Here is a 19,638-nt window from a genome sequence, read left to right on the forward strand (position 1 = left end):
ATATGTCTAAACAAGATAAAAAATTAACTGGAGTATTTGGACACCCTGTTTCTGATAGAGAGAATAGTATGACGGCTGGACCAAGAGGTCCATTACTAATGCAAGATATTTATTTTTTAGAGCAAATGTCACAGTTTGATAGAGAAGTCATACCAGAAAGAAGAATGCATGCTAAAGGATCAGGTGCATTCGGTACATTTACTGTAACTAAAGATATTACACAATATACTAATGCAAAGATTTTTTCTGAAGTCGGTAAACAAACTGAAATGTTTGCACGTTTTTCTACTGTTGCTGGTGAAAGAGGCGCAGCTGATGCTGAAAGGGATATTCGTGGATTTGCTCTTAAATTCTACACAGAAGAAGGTAACTGGGACTTAGTAGGAAATAACACACCAGTTTTCTTCTTTAGAGACCCTAAATTATTTGTAAGTTTAAACCGTGCAGTTAAACGTGATCCACAAACAAATATGCGTAGTGCACAAAATAATTGGGATTTTTGGACTGGTTTACCAGAAGCTTTACACCAAGTCACTATATTAATGTCTGACAGAGGTATTCCGAAAGATTTAAGACACATGCATGGTTTTGGATCACACACATATTCAATGTATAATGATGAAGGAGAACGAGTATGGGTTAAATTCCATTTCAGAACACAACAAGGTATTGAAAATTTAACAGATGAAGAAGCTGCAGAAGTCATTTCTAAGGATTTAGATTCATCACAACGCGACTTATTTAATGCTATAGACCAAGGTAACTATCCTAAATGGACTATGTATATTCAAGTGATGACTGAAGAACAAGCTAAGAATCATAAAGATAATCCGTTTGACTTAACAAAAGTTTGGTACCATGATGAATATCCATTAATAGAAGTTGGTGAATTTGAATTAAATCGTAATCCAGATAATTATTTCATGGATGTTGAACAAGCTGCTTTTGCACCGACAAATATTATTCCTGGTATTGATTTTTCACCTGATAAAATGCTTCAAGGACGCTTATTCTCATATGGAGATGCACAACGTTATCGTTTAGGTGTCAACCACTGGCAAATACCTGTTAACCAACCTAAAGGAGTAGGTGTTGAAAATTTATGCCCATTTAGTAGAGATGGTCAAATGAGAGTTATTGATAACAATCAAGGTGGCGGACCACATTACTATCCAAATGATAAAGGTGTTTATGGTTCTCAACCAGAATATAAAAAACCTGCTTTCCCTACAGATGGAGATGGTTATGAATATAATCAACGTCAAGATGATGACAACTATTTTGAACAACCAGGTAAATTGTTTAGATTACAATCTGACGAAGCAAAAGAAAGAATGTTCCAAAATACGGCTAATGCCATGGAAGGCGTTACTGAAGATGTTAAACGACGTCACATTCGTCATTGTTATAAAGCAGATCCAGATTATGGTAAAGGTGTAGCTAAGGCACTGGGAATTGATATTAATACGATTGACTTAGAAACGACTGCAGACGAAACATACGAAAATTTTAATAACTAAGATTTTTGATATTATTATATTGCATGCAGATAAAACTTGTGATATTATTATAAATCGTAAAGATTCCTATACAAGAGAGGGTGTTTAACGTGCGCGTAAACGTAACATTAGCATGCACAGAATGCGGAGATCGTAACTATATCACAACAAAAAATAAACGTAACAATCCTGAGCGTATTGAAATGAAAAAATATTGCCCAAGATTAAACAAATATACGTTACATCGTGAAACTAAATAATTCTTACTATTCAAATACGACGATTTGATAATGAACAGGCTGTTCCAGTTGGAACGCCTGTTTTTTTATATTTTGGTGAAAATGGTCATTGTGTTAATAAATTTTATTAATGTAAGTTATTTCTGTTGAAAATATAAAAGAATATGGTATTATATAAAACGTAATAATTACGATTTATAAAAAAAAGAGGTATTTATATATGGCTAAAAAGTCTAAAATTGCTAAAGAAAGAAAAAGAGAAGCATTAGTTAATCAATATTATGAGTTAAGACAAGAATTGAAAGCTAAAGGTGATTATGAAGCTTTAAGAAAATTACCGAGAGATTCTTCACCAACTCGATTAACAAGAAGATGTAAAGTAACTGGTAGACCTAGAGGTGTGTTACGTAAGTTCGAAATGTCTAGAATTGCATTTAGAGAACATGCCCATAAAGGACAAATTCCAGGAGTAAAAAAATCAAGTTGGTAATTTCTAAATATCGTACTTTAGTCCATTTACATTATGAATAAAACCAGTTAAAGTATATAAGGATAGTATAAACTGAATGTTTTGAACGTTTGATTTAAAAACATTCGGTTTTTATTGTGCGCCCGGCATGGGTAATTACTAGACGGTGAAAGTCCGTTACAGGCTTGGTAGTAGGAACTGTTAGCGAAAGACAAGGGTGTCCATTGTGAAATGGAATCTGAAGGAAGTCGGACGCAAACACTCGCACTGACGAACAGAAATATCATACAAGGCTATGTGGAATGGATGAATCTGCAATACAAGATAAAGTCCGATACTACCCGAGTTCTATATAGTAAATGATGCAGTGGAATGAGTGGAAAGTGGTTACTCTTACCCGGGGAGGTCTCATCAGCGATAAAAAAAATCGTAGTAATAACGAATGATGAGAAGTCAGCAGAGGTCATAGTAGGTAGAAATACTGAAGGACTGAACAATATTCATACAAAGTAAAGAATGGAGGTTAGAGATTTACAACGTACAGAATACAATTAATGATTGGCAACTCATAGAAAGATAAGTAGTGGAACGAAAAAGGATATATGAGTGCGTACAGTAAATCTTAGGTGAAATGAAAGAAATGTATCGTGAGTCTCCATCTATGATGGAGCTTGTTGTAAGAGAGAATAATATACAAAAAGCAATTAAGAAAGTGAAGAAAAACAACGGTGCACCTGGCATCGATGGCATGCGAGTAAGTGAATTAACATCACATTTCGCAAAATACTTTCCACAAATTAAACAAAAACTGCTTGATGGCACGTATAAGCCACAAGCAGTAAGAAAGGTTGAAATACCTAAATCAAATGGGAAAAAGCGCGTGCTTGGAATCCCTGTCGCAAGAGACAGAGTTATCCAACAAGCCATTAAACAAGTCATTGAACCTAGTATCGACCGTACTTTCTCAAAACACAGTCATGGCTTTAGACCGAATCGTAGTACAGGAACTGCACTTAAAGAATGTGCAACATACTATGAAGAAGGTTACTTAGTTGCAGTTGATTGTGATTTAAAACAGTGCTTTGATATGTTGAACCATGATAAATTAATGTATCTATTTGAACGACATGTTCAAGATAAAGCCATTTCTAAATTTATTCGTAGAAGCCTACAGGTTGGTGCAATCGACCTCAATGGTAATTATCGAAGTAGAGAAATAGGTGCACCGCAAGGTGGTGTTATTTCCCCGTTACTTTGTAATATTTATCTTCACGAATTAGATAATGAATTGGAGAAACGTGGTCATCGCTTTGTTCGTTATGCAGATGACTTCGTCATCTTTGTACGTACAAAACGAGCGGGTCAACGTGTCATGGAAAGTGTGACAAAGTTTATCGAAAAAGACCTTAAACTTATTGTAAATAGTGAAAAGAGCAAGGTAGGTTCTATCACACGTTTAAAGTTCTTGAGTTGTCTAATGACCAAAGTAAATGGGACTTATCGTTTCAGACCGACTATGGAAGCAAGAAGAAATTTAAAACGCACCTTAAGACGTCTAACGAAACGAAATAGACCAGGTACCTTTAAAGAGATTATATCAGAAATTAATCAAGTAACACGAGGGTGGATAAATTACTTTGGTAAAGGATTTATTACAGGTTTTGTAACGAAGTTACAATCATGGTTAAACCGACGCATTAGACAACTAATCCTCAAAAGATGGAAAAGAATAAAAACCAAATATAAGATGTTACGTAAGTATGGACTTGACCATAAGAGTGCAATGAAAATTGCCAATTCAAGAAAGAAATACTGGCGCTTATCATCAACGCATGAAGTTCATCGTGCACTTACAACAAAACGTCTCTACAAGTGGGGGTTAGAACCATTAACCCAACTCGCAGAGACGGCTTACGCAAGATATTGAACCGCCGAGTACGGAACCGTACGCTCGGTGGTGTGAGAGGACGGATAATCAAATAATGGTTATCCTCCTACTCGATTTGTATCCATATTTTGAAAACTGTCAAAAGGGGCTAATTAAAATGAAAATATTTGATTATGAAGACATTCAATTAATACCTAATAAATGTATTGTTAAAAGTCGTTCAGAGTGTGATACATCAGTTAAGTTTGGACCAAAGACGTTTAAACTACCTGTTGTTCCAGCTAATATGCAAACAGTGATGAACGAAGAATTAGCACAATGGTTTGCTGAAAATGATTATTTCTATATCATGCATCGTTTTGATGAACAAGCAAGAATCCCTTTTATTAAAAAAATGCAACAAAATAATTTATTTGCTTCAATTTCTGTTGGTGTCAAAGAAACAGAGTTTAACTTTATTGAAAAATTAGCGGCTGATAACTTGATTCCAGAGTATATTACAATAGATATTGCACATGGCCATTCAGATTCTGTAATTAATATGATTAAGCATATTAAAATACATTTACCTGATAGTTTTGTAATTGCTGGTAATGTTGGTACGCCAGAAGGTGTTAGGGAATTAGAAAATGCAGGTGCAGATGCAACAAAAGTTGGTATAGGTCCCGGAAGAGTTTGCATAACTAAAATTAAAACTGGCTTTGGAACTGGTGGTTGGCAACTTGCTGCTTTAAATTTATGTAGTAAAGCAGCACGTAAGCCGTTGATTGCAGATGGTGGTATACGTACTCATGGTGATATTGCGAAATCAATTCGCTTTGGAGCATCAATGGTTATGATAGGTTCATTATTCGCTGCTCATGAAGAGTCTCCAGGAGAAACAGTTGAGCTAGATGGTAAACAATATAAAGAGTATTTTGGTAGTGCTTCTGAGTTCCAAAAAGGTGAACATAAAAATGTTGAAGGTAAGAAAATGTTTGTTGAACATAAAGGTTCGTTAACAGATACGTTAACTGAAATGCAACAAGATTTACAAAGTTCAATTTCATACGCCGGTGGTAAAGACTTGAAATCATTGCGAACAGTAGATTATGTTATTGTCAGAAACTCTATATTTAATGGAGATAAAGACTAATTTAATAGAAGGTGTTATAAATTAGAAGAATTTTTGGATTAATAATCATTCTTTTATGTTTAGCTTTAATACTACCTATAAAAGAATTTAAGCCACTTGTAACTTTGCAAAGTGAAGTTAAAGACTATATAGATATTCATATAAATAAAGAAATATCTTCGTCAGAAAATAAATTAGATACACCCAAAAAACAAGAATTTGCATTTAATAATGTTCAAATGAATAGTTCTAAAAAACAAATAGAAAAAGATTTGGGCAAAGCAAAAAGAGTAACATACAATGAATATGGTACTAAATGGTATACATACTATAATAATGATTATGATAATTTTATTATGGTGAGCTATATAAATGATAAAGTAAATGCACTATATTCAAATCAAAATGTTATTACTTCAAAAAATAAAATTAAATACAATACTCCTAAAGATATAGTGAGAAATCGTTTGGGTGAACCGGAAAAAGAAATCGATAAAGGTAATATTCGCTTCGAACAAAATAATAAAGAATACGATGTTTTTCATAATAAACATATATATACAACCGTGTTTTATGATGAACATAATAAAAATTCAGTTACTGCAATTTTACAAGTAAGTGATAGTATGGAAAATAGGTTGAAACAACAATATGGAGCGCCTTCTCAGTCATTAGCGAATAGTTTCGAACTGCAAAATTTTGACTTGGTAAATGCTGAACGTCGACAACATCAATTGCCAACTTTAAAATATTCTAAAGAAAATTCTGATACGGCTCGTGAGCATAGTAAAGATATGGCTACAAAGTATTACTTTGACCACACAAATTTAAAAGGGCAGTCACCGTTTGACCGATTGAAACAAGATGGAATAGAATTTAATGCAGCTGGTGAAAATTTAGCGTATGGACAAACTAGTAGCATATTTGCACATCAAGGGTTAATGAATTCACTTGGTCATAGAAAAAATATTTTAAATCAATCATTTACTAAGTTAGGTGTTGGTGTGTCCTTTAACGATGAAAGACAACCGTATTGGACAGAAAATTATACTAATTAACGTTTGTTTTATTGTTAACATGGGTATCTATATCTTGTAAGGAAGTAGATAATATGACAACAAAACAACAACATAAAAATGAGGATATTTTAGAGAAAATTAAAAAAATTCTTAGCTCAGAAAAATCAAATAACAATAAGAAAAAATGATATTTAAAATAAGAGACCAATTCTAAAAAAATGAATTGGTCTTTTATTATATGGTCAAATATTGAGAGGTAATATAAAACTATAATAAATTTGAAATGAGCGTATTTTGACAATTGATATTTCGATTGAATAAAGTATTGAAGAATAGTTGGATGATACAATTATATTAAACTAGGATTACATTTCTCGATATAATCCAATGACTTTACCAATTACTATTACTTTATCTAAATAGATTGGATCCATTGTATTATTTTCAGGTTGCAATCTGTATCTGTTCTTTTCTTTGAAAAATCTTTTTACTGTTGCTTCTTCTTCCTCTGTCATTGCAACAATGATATCTCCATTTTCAGCAAAAGTTTGGCTTCGTACAATTACTTTGTCACCATCTAAAATACCTGCTTCAATCATGCTGTCACCGACAACATTTAAAATAAATATGTCGCTATTATGAGTAGAAGTTAAATGCTCAGGCAATGGAAAATATTCTTCTATGTTCTCGACAGCAGTTATAGGTATACCTGCAGTTACTTTACCAATTACTGGTACGTGGATCGTCTCTTCCATATTAATATTGTCATTGTTTTGCTCACTTACTATTTCGATTGCACGAGGTTTCGTAGGGTCTCGTTTGATATAGCCTTTTTCTTCTAATCTAGATAAATGTCCGTGGACTGTTGAACTAGAGGCTAATCCAACTGCTTCTCCAATTTCACGAACACTCGGTGGATAACCTTTTGACTGAACTACTTGCTTTATATAATTGTATATTTCACTTTGTCGCTTTGTTAATTCTCTCATATATTGGCACTCCCTAATTTGATTTAAACTAATTATAGCATTAATTATAAAATTGAACAAACGTTTGTTCGTAAAAATGTTGACATAGAACACGCGTTCTGTTAAAGTTTGAATACAAACAAATGTTCTAGGAGTGATTTTAGGTGTTCAATAATATAAATAAAGCTGTTTTAACATATATATCAATCTTTTTAATTTCATGTGCTGTTTTTACAGTGTTTATCATAAGTGTTAACATTAGTGCTCATACAGAACAAACGTACGAAATGACTGACCATCAGTTACGTCAGAATAATAACAATCGTTCGTACGAACATACGAACTCTGCAAACGATAACGAACAAAGTTCGCAAAAAGTGTTCGCATCAATAAATTAATTTCTGATGAATATCAATGTTAAACAAAATTCTAGCCTACTATGAGAAATCATATAGTGGGCTTTTTGTTATTTTTTACTTCTATAATTAAAATGTTTCATTAAAGATTTAGTTACTTTTATAAATGATGGATATTTGTTATATTTCTCGTAGAATGAACTAACTAGAGAAAGTAGGAATTGTTATGAGTGAGAATGATTTGAATATAGACAGAATTAATGAACTTGCTAGGAAGAAAAAAGAACAAGGTTTAACAGAGGAAGAAGCGAAAGAGCAATCTAAATTACGAAAAGCCTATTTAGATAGTTTTAGAAAAGGATTCAAACAACAAATTGAAAATACAAAAGTGATTGATCCTGAGGGAAATGATGTTACTCCTGAAAAAATCAAGGAAATACGTGATAAAAATAACGAAAAAAAGTAATTTGTAACAAATTAAAGAAGATTCTGATAAATAGCTAAAATGTAAGTGTTTTACTTATCTTTTTATTATATAATCAGTTATAATGAACGTGATAAAATAGAAGAAGGGAAGATATAATTTATGTTTAATGAAAAAGATCAATTAGCTGTTGATACAATTCGTGCTTTAAGTATTGACACTATCGAAAAAGCGAATTCTGGACACCCGGGATTACCTATGGGCGCAGCTCCAATGGCATACACTTTATGGACACGTCACATGAATTTTAATCCTCAATCAAAAGATTACTTTAACAGAGATCGTTTTGTTTTATCTGCAGGTCATGGTTCAGCTTTGCTTTATAGTTTATTACATGTATCTGGTAGTCTTGAATTAGAAGAGCTAAAACAATTTAGACAATGGGGTTCTAAAACTCCTGGACATCCAGAATTTAAACATACTGATGGCGTTGAAGTTACAACAGGTCCATTAGGACAAGGTTTTGCTATGTCAGTAGGTATGGCTTTAGCTGAAAGTCATTTAGCTGGTAAATTTAATAAAGATCAATTCAATGTTGTTGATCATTACACTTATGTTTTAGCTTCAGATGGAGATTTAATGGAAGGTATTTCACATGAAGCCGCTTCATTTGCTGGACATAATAAATTAAGTAAATTAATCGTATTATATGATTCAAATGATATTTCATTAGATGGTGAATTAAATAAAGCATTTTCCGAAAATACTAAACAACGCTTTGAATCATATGGCTGGAATTATTTATTTGTTAAAGATGGTAATGACTTAGAAGAAATTGACAATGCTATCAATGAAGCTAAATCACAAGAAGGTCCTACTATTATCGAAGTTAAAACTACTATCGGATTTGGATCTCCAAATAAAGCTGGTACAAATGGCGTTCACGGTGCTCCTCTAGGCGAAGATGAAAGAAAATTAACTTTAGAGAATTATGGTTTAGACCCTGAAAAACGTTTTAATGTTCCTGATGAAGTATATGAAATCTTCCAAACAACAATGTTACAAAGAGCTAATGAAGATGAGTCTAAATGGGAAGCATTAATTAAAGAATATAGTGATGCGTATCCTGAACTTGCTGAAGAGTTTAAATTGGCAGTTAGTGGTAAATTACCAGCTAATTATCGTGATGAGTTACCTCGTTTCGACTTAGAGCATAACGGTGCATCACGTGCAGATTCTGGCGAGGTAATCCAAGCTTTAAGTAAATCTGTACCATCATTCTTTGGTGGCTCAGCTGACCTTGCTGGTTCAAATAAATCAAACGTTAAAGATGCAGCAGACTATACTCCATCAACACCAGAAGGTAAAAACATATGGTTTGGTGTACGTGAATTTGCAATGGGCGCTGCAGTAAATGGTATGGCAGCACACGGTGGATTACATCCATATGGCGCTACATTCTTTGTATTTAGTGATTATTTGAAACCGGCACTACGTTTATCATCAATTATGGGCTTAAATTCAACATTTATTTTCACACACGATTCAATTGCTGTAGGTGAAGATGGTCCTACTCATGAACCAATCGAACAATTAGCTGGATTAAGAGCTATCCCTAATATGAATGTTATCCGTCCAGCAGATGGTAACGAAACAAGAGTTGCTTGGGAAGTAGCATTAGAATCAGAAAGCACACCAACTTCTCTAGTATTAACTCGTCAAAACTTACCAGTACTTGATGTACCAGAAGATGTAGTTGAAGAAGGCGTTCGTAAAGGTGCATATGTTGTTTATGAAACTTCAGAAACTCCTGAATTCTTACTATTAGCAACTGGTTCAGAAGTGAGTCTAGCAGTAGATGCTGCTAAAGATATTGAAAAACAAGGTAAAGGAGTTCGCGTTGTTTCAATGCCAAACTGGAATGCATTTGAACAACAATCTGATGAATATAAAGAATCAGTTATTCCTTCTTCTATTACAAAACGAATTGCTATTGAAATGGCTTCTCCACTTGGTTGGCATAAATATGTTGGCTCTGAAGGTAAAGTTATCGGAATAGATGGTTTCGGTGCAAGTGCCCCTGGAGATTTAGTAGTAGAAAAATATGGTTTTACAAAAGAGAATGTATTAAACCAAGTATTAAACTTCTAAATAATACACTTATAAGAGTCTAGTTTAACTAGGCTCTTTTTTAATTGTGCGCCCGGCATGGGTAATTACTAGACGGTGAAAGTCCGTTACAGGCTTGGTAGTAGGAACTGTTAGCGAAAGACAAGGGTGTCCATTGTGAAATGGAATCTGAAGGAAGTCGGACGCAAACACTCGCACTGACGAACAGAAATATCATACAAGGCTATGTGGAATGGATGAATCTGCAATACAAGATAAAGTCCGATACTACCCGAGTTCTATATAGTAAATGATGCAGTGGAATGAGTGGAAAGTGGTTACTCTTACCCGGGGAGGTCTCATCAGCGATAAAAAAAATCGTAGTAATAACGAATGATGAGAAGTCAGCAGAGGTCATAGTAGGTAGAAATACTGAAGGACTGAACAATATTCATACAAAGTAAAGAATGGAGGTTAGAGATTTACAACGTACAGAATACAATTAATGATTGGCAACTCATAGAAAGATAAGTAGTGGAACGAAAAAGGATATATGAGTGCGTACAGTAAATCTTAGGTGAAATGAAAGAAATGTATCGTGAGTCTCCATCTATGATGGAGCTTGTTGTAAGAGAGAATAATATACAAAAAGCAATTAAGAAAGTGAAGAAAAACAACGGTGCACCTGGCATCGATGGCATGCGAGTAAGTGAATTAACATCACATTTCGCAAAATACTTTCCACAAATTAAACAAAAACTGCTTGATGGCACGTATAAGCCACAAGCAGTAAGAAAGGTTGAAATACCTAAATCAAATGGGAAAAAGCGCGTGCTTGGAATCCCTGTCGCAAGAGACAGAGTTATCCAACAAGCCATTAAACAAGTCATTGAACCTAGTATCGACCGTACTTTCTCAAAACACAGTCATGGCTTTAGACCGAATCGTAGTACAGGAACTGCACTTAAAGAATGTGCAACATACTATGAAGAAGGTTACTTAGTTGCAGTTGATTGTGATTTAAAACAGTGCTTTGATATGTTGAACCATGATAAATTAATGTATCTATTTGAACGACATGTTCAAGATAAAGCCATTTCTAAATTTATTCGTAGAAGCCTACAGGTTGGTGCAATCGACCTCAATGGTAATTATCGAAGTAGAGAAATAGGTGCACCGCAAGGTGGTGTTATTTCCCCGTTACTTTGTAATATTTATCTTCACGAATTAGATAATGAATTGGAGAAACGTGGTCATCGCTTTGTTCGTTATGCAGATGACTTCGTCATCTTTGTACGTACAAAACGAGCGGGTCAACGTGTCATGGAAAGTGTGACAAAGTTTATCGAAAAAGACCTTAAACTTATTGTAAATAGTGAAAAGAGCAAGGTAGGTTCTATCACACGTTTAAAGTTCTTGAGTTGTCTAATGACCAAAGTAAATGGGACTTATCGTTTCAGACCGACTATGGAAGCAAGAAGAAATTTAAAACGCACCTTAAGACGTCTAACGAAACGAAATAGACCAGGTACCTTTAAAGAGATTATATCAGAAATTAATCAAGTAACACGAGGGTGGATAAATTACTTTGGTAAAGGATTTATTACAGGTTTTGTAACGAAGTTACAATCATGGTTAAACCGACGCATTAGACAACTAATCCTCAAAAGATGGAAAAGAATAAAAACCAAATATAAGATGTTACGTAAGTATGGACTTGACCATAAGAGTGCAATGAAAATTGCCAATTCAAGAAAGAAATACTGGCGCTTATCATCAACGCATGAAGTTCATCGTGCACTTACAACAAAACGTCTCTACAAGTGGGGGTTAGAACCATTAACCCAACTCGCAGAGACGGCTTACGCAAGATATTGAACCGCCGAGTACGGAACCGTACGCTCGGTGGTGTGAGAGGACGGATAATCAAATAATGGTTATCCTCCTACTCGATTTTAAAGATTATATATTTGTAAGTATTTTATTAAGGTTGATAAGTTGAGTTTAATTAAAGTAGTTTGAAGTCGTCTTTTTAAAATATGGTCAAATATATCAAAGTCTGTTTAAATAATTTTAACGATAGTTTGTTAGTCGGAATAGTAATCCGGTGTTATAAAATTATGACTATTGAATGTTTATTGAATTAGAGAACAAAAAGGTTTGTCGGTAATTGAACTGTTAGTCTAATTAATAAAACAAACAAACAACAATCAATAATCCGTGATAAATTATAAATTGTTAAATAAATATTTTTAAAGCACTGTTATAACCCTCTAATCTTTGGTATCATTTTGAGTGGCGAAATAAATGCTAAGATCAATAAGTTATTGAAATAATTAGTTGAATTTAGTAAAATTCAGAAGAATACAGAAAGCAGGTGAAACAATGGCAACTTGGTTAGCAATTATTTTAATTTTAATAGCCCTAATCGCAGGATTAGTAGGTGGATTCTTCTTAGCAAGAAAATACATGATGGATTATTTAAAGAAAAACCCACCAATTAATGAAGAAATGCTTCGTATGATGATGATGCAAATGGGTCAAAAACCATCTCAAAAGAAAATTAATCAAATGATGACTATGATGAATAAAAATATGGATCAAAATATGAAAAATCCAAAAAAATAATATCATTTATTGCAGTAAAGATTGTTCACACGATGGAACAATCTTTATTTTTTTATAAATTTCAAATATTTGCTGATATTGAATATACTAAATGACTTCACAATGAATAAGTGATATAATTTTTTGGTGTAATTGATATAATAGTATATTAATAAGAAGGTGTCTTTAGTGCTATATTTAATTTTTTCAATTGTTGTGGCTTTTTTTATGGGTGCAATGGTTATAGTTATAAGAATGAAAGCACAAAATTATCCAGTAAATGAAAAGAAAATTATATTACCACCATTTTTTATGTCAACAGGTGCGTTAATGTATGTTGTTCCATATTTTAGACTAACCGGTCAAGAAATGTTAGAGTCACTTATTTTAGGTGTACTATTTTCAACTGTGCTTATATGGACATCCCGTTTTGAAATTAAAGGCTCAGATATATATATGAAACGTTCAAAAGCATTTCCAGTGATTTTAATATCTTTATTAGTTATTAGAACAGTAATGAAAATATTTATTAGTAAAGAAATTGATCCAGGAGAAATAGGTGGAATGTTCTTCTTATTAGCATTTTGTATGATAGTACCATGGAGAATAGCTATGCTTTATCAATATAAAAAGTTAAAAAAATCACTAATACAATAAAACTATAGCCACTTATTTGTAGCGTTTAACGTTATTGATAAGTGGTTTTGTTTTAACTTGATTTCAATATAAGAAATGTATAAAATAATAATAAGCGAACAAACGTTCTTATAGGAGGATTAAATGAAGATAATACATACTGCTGACTGGCATTTAGGAAAAATATTGAATGGGAAGCAATTGCTTGAAGACCAAAAATATATATTGACTAAATTTATAGACCAAATGAAGCAACAACAACCAGATGTTATTGTGATTGCTGGGGATTTATATGATACAACTTATCCTAGTAAAGATACTACAAAATTATTAGAAGAGACTATTGCAAAGCTAAATTTAGAACTTAAGATTCCAATTATCATGATAAGCGGAAATCATGATGGTAAAGAAAGATTAAATTATGGAGCTGGTTGGTTTGAACACAACCAATTATATATTAAGACGAAACTAGAAGATTTTTTAGAACCAATAATATTGAATGGCATAAATTTTTACACTTTACCGTATGCAACAGTTAGTGAAATGCAATTTTACTTTGAAGATGATCAGATAAAGACACACCAACAGGGGATAGCCAGGTGTATATCAGAAATAACCAATCATATTAATACTAATGGGATAAACATACTCATTAGTCATTTAACAGTTCAAGGTGGTAAGACATCAGACTCTGAACGTCCTTTAACAATAGGTACAGTGGAATCTATAGAATCATCAGTTTTTAATCCTTTTAATCATGTCATGCTAGGTCATTTACATCACCCTTTCAGCATTAATGATAAAAAGATTAAATATAGTGGTTCATTACTACAGTACTCGTTCTCAGAAGCAGGACAAGCAAAAGGATATAGACAGGTCACGATTGATAAAAATGACAATATAGAAGATACGTTTGTACCATTAATTCCTTTAAGACAACTTGAAATAGTTGAAGGAGAGTATCAAGACGTGATAGAAGAAAAAGTTAAGGTCAAAAATAAGGACAATTATTTTCATTTTAAATTAAAAAATATGTCTCATATTATTGATCCAATGATGCATTTGAAGGAAATTTACCCTAACACACTAGCTTTAACAAATGAGACTTTTAGTTTTAATGAAACTAATGACCAGGTAGATATTGAAGAACGTGACGATTTTTCAATTATTGAACAATTCTTCCAATACATTACTGATGAAACATTAACTGATGTTCAATCGAAAAAAATAATCAATATCTTAGAGGACATTGAGAGAAAGGAGGAATAAAATATGAAACCATTAGAATTGCAATTAGTAAATTTTGGCCCATTTTTAGAGGAACATATAGATTTTAGACAGATTGAAGATAATGAGTTATTTTTGATAAGTGGTAAAACTGGTTCTGGTAAAACAATGCTTTTTGATGCTATGGTGTATGCATTATTTGGAGAGGCTTCAACTAAAGATAGAAAAGAATCAGATTTGAGAAGTCATTTTGCGGATGGAAAAGAACCGATGACAGTAACTTTTATATTTGAATTACATAATAGGCAATATAAAGTTACAAGACAGGGGCCATTTTTAAAAGAAGGAAATGTTACAAAAACTAATGCCAAACTTGATGTTTATGAAAAAATAGATAATAAATTTGAATTAAGAGAAAGCAAAGTTACACTTGGAAATCAATTTATTATTGATTTATTAGGTGTCAATGCTGACCAATTCAGACAACTATTTATTTTACCTCAGGGTGAATTTAAAAGATTTTTATTATCTAATAGTAGGGAGAAACAAGGCATATTAAGAACTTTGTTTAATAGTGAAAAATATGAAAATATACAAAATGTAATAACAGATGATGTAAAGTCAGAAAAGCAACAGATAGACAATAGATATCAACAAATTGATGCATTGTGGCAAAGTATTGATCACTTTGATGACGAAGTTTTAATGATGATACTATCGACATCAAGTCAACAAACTGAAAAAATACTTTACTATATTCCAGAAATATATAAGATATCTGAGAAAATCTTAAATGAATATCAACTCAAACAACAACAAAGTAGCAAGGACTTTGAAAATATCGAACGAAAATTAAATCAAAATATTGAACTTTTAAATAATATCAAATTATTAGAACAACAACAGTACAATCTTAGTTTATTAAAAGAACATCAAAATGAGATAGACAATAAAAAACAAATTATATTTAACTTGAATGAAATTGCCACTTTAACTACATATTTAGATAATAAAGAGCAAATAACTGTAAAATACAACAATACTATAAATAGTATTAACCAAAGTAACAAACTAATTGAGTCTATTAATTCAGAGAAATTAGCAATTAATCATCAATTTGAACAACTTAATGCTAAAAAAGAAATTGTTAAAAATAAAGAAGAGTTTATCAATGCAACTCAATATATAGAACAACACATTGATAAATACAAGAATAGTTATCAAGATATTGAACAAGTTAAACAACAATTTGAACAAGATTATATTAAACAAGGCGAATTAAAAAACAATTTAAATCAATTAAATAATGATTTAGAATTCCATCAACAAGACTATGATATAGTAATCACGTTAACAACTGAAATAAACAATTTAAACAATAATATTAAAAATATGAAAGACCAATTAGATGCAAAAGCAAAAATGAAAGAAAAACAACAACAGTTGACTGAATTACAATTACAGAAAAGTAATCAATTAGATTTAATGACTGAATTGAAAAATAAACATAACAGCTTAGATAAAGATTTATTAGACTTAACTAATAAAGAAGATTTTGTTAATGAAATAAAAGCGGCAGTATCAATTGGAGAAGTATGTCCTATTTGTGGTAATGAAATAAATGATTTAGGAGAACATATTGATTTTAATTCAATCAATAAGAGACGTAATGATATAAAGAAAATAGAAGCTGATATTGCAACTGTCCAATCAAATATAGCTGTAAAAGATAATGAAATTAAAAATGTTGAGGAACAAATTGCTAATATTTCTATAAATGATATAAATACAAATAATCTACAAGATTTACAATATAAACTAACCGTAAAACAACAACAGTTAGAGCAACAACAAGAAATAAATAAAAGAGTTGAGAATAAAGTAAAACAAAAAGAAAGTTTCATTCAACAACTACATCAAACAGAACTATCATTAAATAATAATGACAGTAAACTACGTCAACATAGAGAGAATATAATGGAGTTTAAAAAAGTAACAAACTTTGATGATATTTCTGAATTTTTAAATGTATATAAAGAATATGTGGAAAGTATACAGAGGTATCATGAGCAACTAGACGACTTAACTAAACAACTAAATGAAGTCGAACAGAAAGGTAAGATTGAACATAACAACTTTGAACATTATCAACAACAATTAAATGATTATGAGGTACAGTTAAACGATATAAACCTTCATATTGAACAAGAGCAACAACGCCTAAATATAACTTCATTACAAGAAATAGAAGATCTTGTCCAATATCGACAACAAAAAGAACAAATACAACATGATATTGATCAATATTATCAACAGTTACACGAATACGAAATAGAAATTAAAAGATTAAAGCAATTAACAGAACATAAAGAATTATATAATCACGAGAAGTTAATAAAGGACTATGAAATAGCTAAGCAACAGCAAGAACATGATATAAGTGAGTTGTCTAAAGTTCAATTTCAATGGCAAGAAATATTCAAGAAAATTAAAGATATTGAACAGCATATAAACTATTTGAATAAAGAATTGAAAGAACAACAACAAATTTTCCAATTATCAGAAATACTAAATGGTAAAAATAACAAAAAATTAAATCTTGAAAATTATGTTTTGATTTACTATTTAGATAAAATTATTACTCAAGCTAATTTACGTTTAGCAAACATGACAGATAATCGTTACCAATTGAAGCGGAGAGAAGCGGTATCACAGGGATTAAGTGGTTTAGAAATCGATGTTTTTGATTTGTATTCTAATAAATCAAGACATATAAGTTCTTTATCAGGGGGAGAAACATTCCAGTCTTCATTAGCACTGGCATTGGGTCTTAGTGAAATTGTGCAACAACAAGCAGGTGGTATCTCACTTGAATCTATATTCATTGATGAAGGCTTTGGTACACTAGATCAAGAAACTTTAGAAACTGCATTAGATACTTTGTTGAATATTAAGTCGACTGGTAGAATGGTAGGCATAATTTCTCATGTAAGTGAGTTGAAGAATAGGATACCATTAATTTTAGAAGTGAAAGCAAATCAATACCAAAGTACTACTGCTTTTAGAAGAAATTAATATCATTTTAATTATGTAATAGAAATAAGATTGAACTATTTTTACTTACCATATTATATATTTCTATTAATTATAAAACTATGATAGTTATCTATAAATATATGGTGAAAATAGAAAAATAATATTTGATAAATCAAATGATACTTTAATGTGAATACAATTTGAAACAACACATTGTTATGATAATAATTATGTCATTTTAATAGAGGAAATAGGGATAATAGTCGAACTGGTATGAAGTATATTTATTTAATTAACTAGGGAGATAAAAAAACACGACAATATCGTTAAAAGTATAGTCTTAAAGCAAATTACTAAATTTGTAAAGACTAACTATAGATATTGTCGTGTTTTTTTATAAAGACTAATTTAGTTTTTTTCTCTTAATAAGTCTCTGATTTCTGTAAGTAAGACAGTATTTTCTTCAAGTACTTCTTCTTCATCTTCTTTTTTCATTAATGTGTTAGCAATTTTTACGAAGATGAATAATGCAAATGCGATAATGATAAAGTCGATAATTGACTGGATAAATAGACCATATTTAATTCCCCAGAATGACCATTCTTTTGCAAAGTCAACTGAGCCGAAAATTTTACCAATTAATGGCATTATAATATATTGAACTAATGCTGTTACAATCTTGTTGAATGCAGCTCCCATAACAACAGCTACAGCTAAATCAAGTACATTCCCTTTTGAAGCGAACTCTTTAAATTCTTTTAACATAATACTACCTCTCTTTTTTTAAATGTAAATTTCATTGGTGGATTTTATAATCAACTTAGCCACCTATAAATAAAAAACGTCACGTGAATTTCATGTTATTATTGAGGCTCTCACACTCTTCAATAAAGGATGAATTCACATGACGCAAAATCATTGTAACACGATAAAACATAAAGGAACACACCTAACTTATGAAGAACGCATTCGTATCGAAACCCTTAAAGATTTAGGCTTTTCTAATCGTGCTATTGCACGTGAATTAGGACGTGCGCCTCAAACTATCCATAATGAAATAAAACGCGGTACTACACGTCAAATTTCACGCCAAAAATATCAAGATAAAGTTTATGAATATGAACAATTCCAATATATTCCATCACTCGCACAACAAAATTACTACAAGAATCGACAACGTTGTGGCGCACAATCTTTATGGCGGAAAAATCCTCATTTTATAGCTTGGGCTGATGACTTAATGATTCAACAACGTTGGTCACCTGAAGCTGTTGTGGCATGTGCTCATCGTGAAAATGTATTCCGTAAAGATTTAATACCATGTGTGACAACTTTATATGCTTGGATTAATGATAATATCATGGCGACTAAAAATATCCATCTTTTAGAGAAGTTAAAACGTCGAATGTCTAATCAAACTTATCATCGTACACATCGTCGTATTTTAGGTCCAAGTATTGAACAGCGTCCACAGGACGTCCAATCTCGTCAAACCTTTGGACATTGGGAAATCGATACTGTCATCAGTACCAAAGATAAATCTAAACCTGTCATCTTAACACTCGTTGAACGTGCTACACGTTTTGAAATCTTAAAGCTGATTAATGATAAAAGCGCTCATTCAGTCTCACAAGGATTAACATCAATATTTAAGCATTTAAAGTCGCTCACACCACATATATTCAAATCAATCACAGCAGATAATGGCTCAGAATTCGCATCATTATATGAAGAATTTGGTCATGACATCAATATTTATTTCGCACATCCATTTTCATCATTTGAACGTGGTACCAGTGAAAATCAACATAAAATGTTACGTCGATTTATACCTAAAGGAACTGATCTATCAACCGTGAGTCAATGTCGCTTAAAACAAGTGCAACAATTTATGAATGATTATCCTAGAAAAATCCTAGGCTATGACACAGCTCATCATAGAATGGCTCAAGCATTAAAAGTATTAAATCTATTATAGTTATTTAACAGCTAAATACTTTAGCTGTTACTAACCCAAGATGAGTCATAGATAGAATATCTACCACTC

The 19,638-nt window shown here is 31.8% G+C and carries 17 protein-coding genes; 15 read left to right on the forward strand and 2 right to left on the reverse strand.

Annotation, left to right across the window (positions count from 1 at the left end; translation table 11 throughout):
- Positions 1-2: 2 nt before the first annotated feature.
- The 6 genes from J3R86_RS05200 (at position 3) to J3R86_RS05225 (ending at position 6,267) form a co-directional block, all read left to right on the forward strand.
- Positions 3-1,520 carry a catalase gene (locus J3R86_RS05200; protein ID WP_207518362.1) on the forward strand — a complete coding sequence of 506 codons (1,518 nt, stop codon included), beginning with the start codon at positions 3-5 and terminating at the stop codon, positions 1,518-1,520.
- Between the two features lie 89 nt (positions 1,521-1,609).
- A complete protein-coding gene (gene rpmG / locus J3R86_RS05205) occupies positions 1,610-1,759 on the forward strand; it encodes a 50S ribosomal protein L33 (protein ID WP_001265708.1) in 150 nt (49 codons plus the stop codon).
- 199 nt (positions 1,760-1,958) lie between these two features.
- Positions 1,959-2,228, forward strand: a complete 270-nt coding sequence (rpsN, locus tag J3R86_RS05210; RefSeq protein ID WP_207518363.1) for a 30S ribosomal protein S14 — start codon at positions 1,959-1,961, stop codon at positions 2,226-2,228.
- Positions 2,229-2,847: 619 nt separating this feature from the next.
- Positions 2,848-4,134 (forward strand): group II intron reverse transcriptase/maturase, encoded by a 1,287-nt coding sequence (gene ltrA / locus J3R86_RS05215; RefSeq protein ID WP_207518488.1) that lies wholly within the window; start codon positions 2,848-2,850, stop codon positions 4,132-4,134.
- A gap of 118 nt (positions 4,135-4,252) precedes the next feature.
- Positions 4,253-5,230 carry a GMP reductase gene (gene guaC / locus J3R86_RS05220; protein WP_207518364.1) on the forward strand — a complete coding sequence of 326 codons (978 nt, stop codon included), beginning with the start codon at positions 4,253-4,255 and terminating at the stop codon, positions 5,228-5,230.
- Between the two features lie 20 nt (positions 5,231-5,250).
- Positions 5,251-6,267 carry a CAP domain-containing protein gene (locus J3R86_RS05225; RefSeq protein WP_207518519.1) on the forward strand — a complete coding sequence of 339 codons (1,017 nt, stop codon included), beginning with the start codon at positions 5,251-5,253 and terminating at the stop codon, positions 6,265-6,267.
- Between the two features lie 326 nt (positions 6,268-6,593).
- Here the strand turns inward: J3R86_RS05225 and lexA are convergent, their stop codons facing one another.
- Positions 6,594-7,217, reverse strand: a complete 624-nt coding sequence (gene lexA, locus J3R86_RS05230; RefSeq protein WP_207518365.1) for a transcriptional repressor LexA — start codon at positions 7,215-7,217, stop codon at positions 6,594-6,596.
- Between the two features lie 143 nt (positions 7,218-7,360).
- On the opposite strand from lexA, the gene sosA reads away from it, so the two are divergent.
- From sosA to sbcC, 8 genes are all read left to right on the forward strand, one after another.
- Positions 7,361-7,594, forward strand: coding sequence for a DNA damage-induced cell division inhibitor SosA (sosA, locus tag J3R86_RS05235; protein ID WP_207518366.1), 234 nt, complete (start codon positions 7,361-7,363; stop codon positions 7,592-7,594).
- A gap of 184 nt (positions 7,595-7,778) precedes the next feature.
- Entirely contained in the window at positions 7,779-8,018 is a 240-nt protein-coding gene (locus J3R86_RS05240) for a DUF896 domain-containing protein (protein ID WP_207518367.1), read from the forward strand.
- Positions 8,019-8,138: 120 nt separating this feature from the next.
- Positions 8,139-10,127, forward strand: coding sequence for a transketolase (gene tkt, locus J3R86_RS05245; protein WP_207518369.1), 1,989 nt, complete (start codon positions 8,139-8,141; stop codon positions 10,125-10,127).
- Positions 10,128-10,676: 549 nt separating this feature from the next.
- Positions 10,677-11,963 (forward strand): group II intron reverse transcriptase/maturase, encoded by a 1,287-nt coding sequence (gene ltrA / locus J3R86_RS05250; RefSeq protein ID WP_207518488.1) that lies wholly within the window; start codon positions 10,677-10,679, stop codon positions 11,961-11,963.
- A gap of 507 nt (positions 11,964-12,470) precedes the next feature.
- Positions 12,471-12,713 carry a YneF family protein gene (locus J3R86_RS05255; protein WP_002465162.1) on the forward strand — a complete coding sequence of 81 codons (243 nt, stop codon included), beginning with the start codon at positions 12,471-12,473 and terminating at the stop codon, positions 12,711-12,713.
- Between the two features lie 168 nt (positions 12,714-12,881).
- Positions 12,882-13,349: a CcdC family protein gene (locus J3R86_RS05260; protein WP_207518370.1), complete on the forward strand. Its 468-nt coding sequence runs from the start codon at positions 12,882-12,884 to the stop codon at positions 13,347-13,349.
- A 123-nt stretch (positions 13,350-13,472) separates the two neighbouring features.
- A complete protein-coding gene (sbcD, locus tag J3R86_RS05265) occupies positions 13,473-14,597 on the forward strand; it encodes an exonuclease subunit SbcD (protein ID WP_207518372.1) in 1,125 nt (374 codons plus the stop codon).
- Between the two features lie 3 nt (positions 14,598-14,600).
- A complete protein-coding gene (gene sbcC, locus J3R86_RS05270) occupies positions 14,601-17,630 on the forward strand; it encodes an exonuclease subunit SbcC (RefSeq protein WP_207518373.1) in 3,030 nt (1,009 codons plus the stop codon).
- Positions 17,631-17,999: 369 nt separating this feature from the next.
- Here the strand turns inward: sbcC and mscL are convergent, their stop codons facing one another.
- The gene (mscL, locus tag J3R86_RS05275; protein ID WP_207518375.1) at positions 18,000-18,356 is read right to left on the reverse strand and encodes a large conductance mechanosensitive channel protein MscL; all 357 of its coding nucleotides are present in this window, start codon (positions 18,354-18,356) and stop codon (positions 18,000-18,002) included.
- Positions 18,357-18,495: 139 nt separating this feature from the next.
- Here mscL and J3R86_RS05280 point away from each other — a divergent pair, with 139 nt between their 5' ends.
- Positions 18,496-19,569, forward strand: coding sequence for an IS30 family transposase (locus J3R86_RS05280; protein WP_207516515.1), 1,074 nt, complete (start codon positions 18,496-18,498; stop codon positions 19,567-19,569).
- Positions 19,570-19,638 lie beyond the last annotated feature (69 nt).

The organism is Staphylococcus simiae, from assembly GCF_017357005.1.
In the GTDB taxonomy this organism is placed as follows: Bacteria; Bacillota; Bacilli; order Staphylococcales; family Staphylococcaceae; genus Staphylococcus; species Staphylococcus simiae_A.

Coding starts and splice junctions, on each gene's coding strand:
- J3R86_RS05200 (WP_207518362.1), top strand. CDS start 3: ATGTCTAAACAAGATAAAAAATTAACTGGAGTATTTGGACACCCTGTT.
- rpsN (WP_207518363.1), top strand. CDS start 1,959: ATGGCTAAAAAGTCTAAAATTGCTAAAGAAAGAAAAAGAGAAGCATTA.
- ltrA (WP_207518488.1), top strand. CDS start 2,848: ATGTATCGTGAGTCTCCATCTATGATGGAGCTTGTTGTAAGAGAGAAT.
- guaC (WP_207518364.1), top strand. CDS start 4,253: ATGAAAATATTTGATTATGAAGACATTCAATTAATACCTAATAAATGT.
- lexA (WP_207518365.1), bottom strand. CDS start 7,217: ATGAGAGAATTAACAAAGCGACAAAGTGAAATATACAATTATATAAAG.
- J3R86_RS05240 (WP_207518367.1), top strand. CDS start 7,779: ATGAGTGAGAATGATTTGAATATAGACAGAATTAATGAACTTGCTAGG.
- tkt (WP_207518369.1), top strand. CDS start 8,139: ATGTTTAATGAAAAAGATCAATTAGCTGTTGATACAATTCGTGCTTTA.
- ltrA (WP_207518488.1), top strand. CDS start 10,677: ATGTATCGTGAGTCTCCATCTATGATGGAGCTTGTTGTAAGAGAGAAT.
- J3R86_RS05255 (WP_002465162.1), top strand. CDS start 12,471: ATGGCAACTTGGTTAGCAATTATTTTAATTTTAATAGCCCTAATCGCA.
- sbcD (WP_207518372.1), top strand. CDS start 13,473: ATGAAGATAATACATACTGCTGACTGGCATTTAGGAAAAATATTGAAT.
- sbcC (WP_207518373.1), top strand. CDS start 14,601: ATGAAACCATTAGAATTGCAATTAGTAAATTTTGGCCCATTTTTAGAG.
- mscL (WP_207518375.1), bottom strand. CDS start 18,356: ATGTTAAAAGAATTTAAAGAGTTCGCTTCAAAAGGGAATGTACTTGAT.
- J3R86_RS05280 (WP_207516515.1), top strand. CDS start 18,496: ATGACGCAAAATCATTGTAACACGATAAAACATAAAGGAACACACCTA.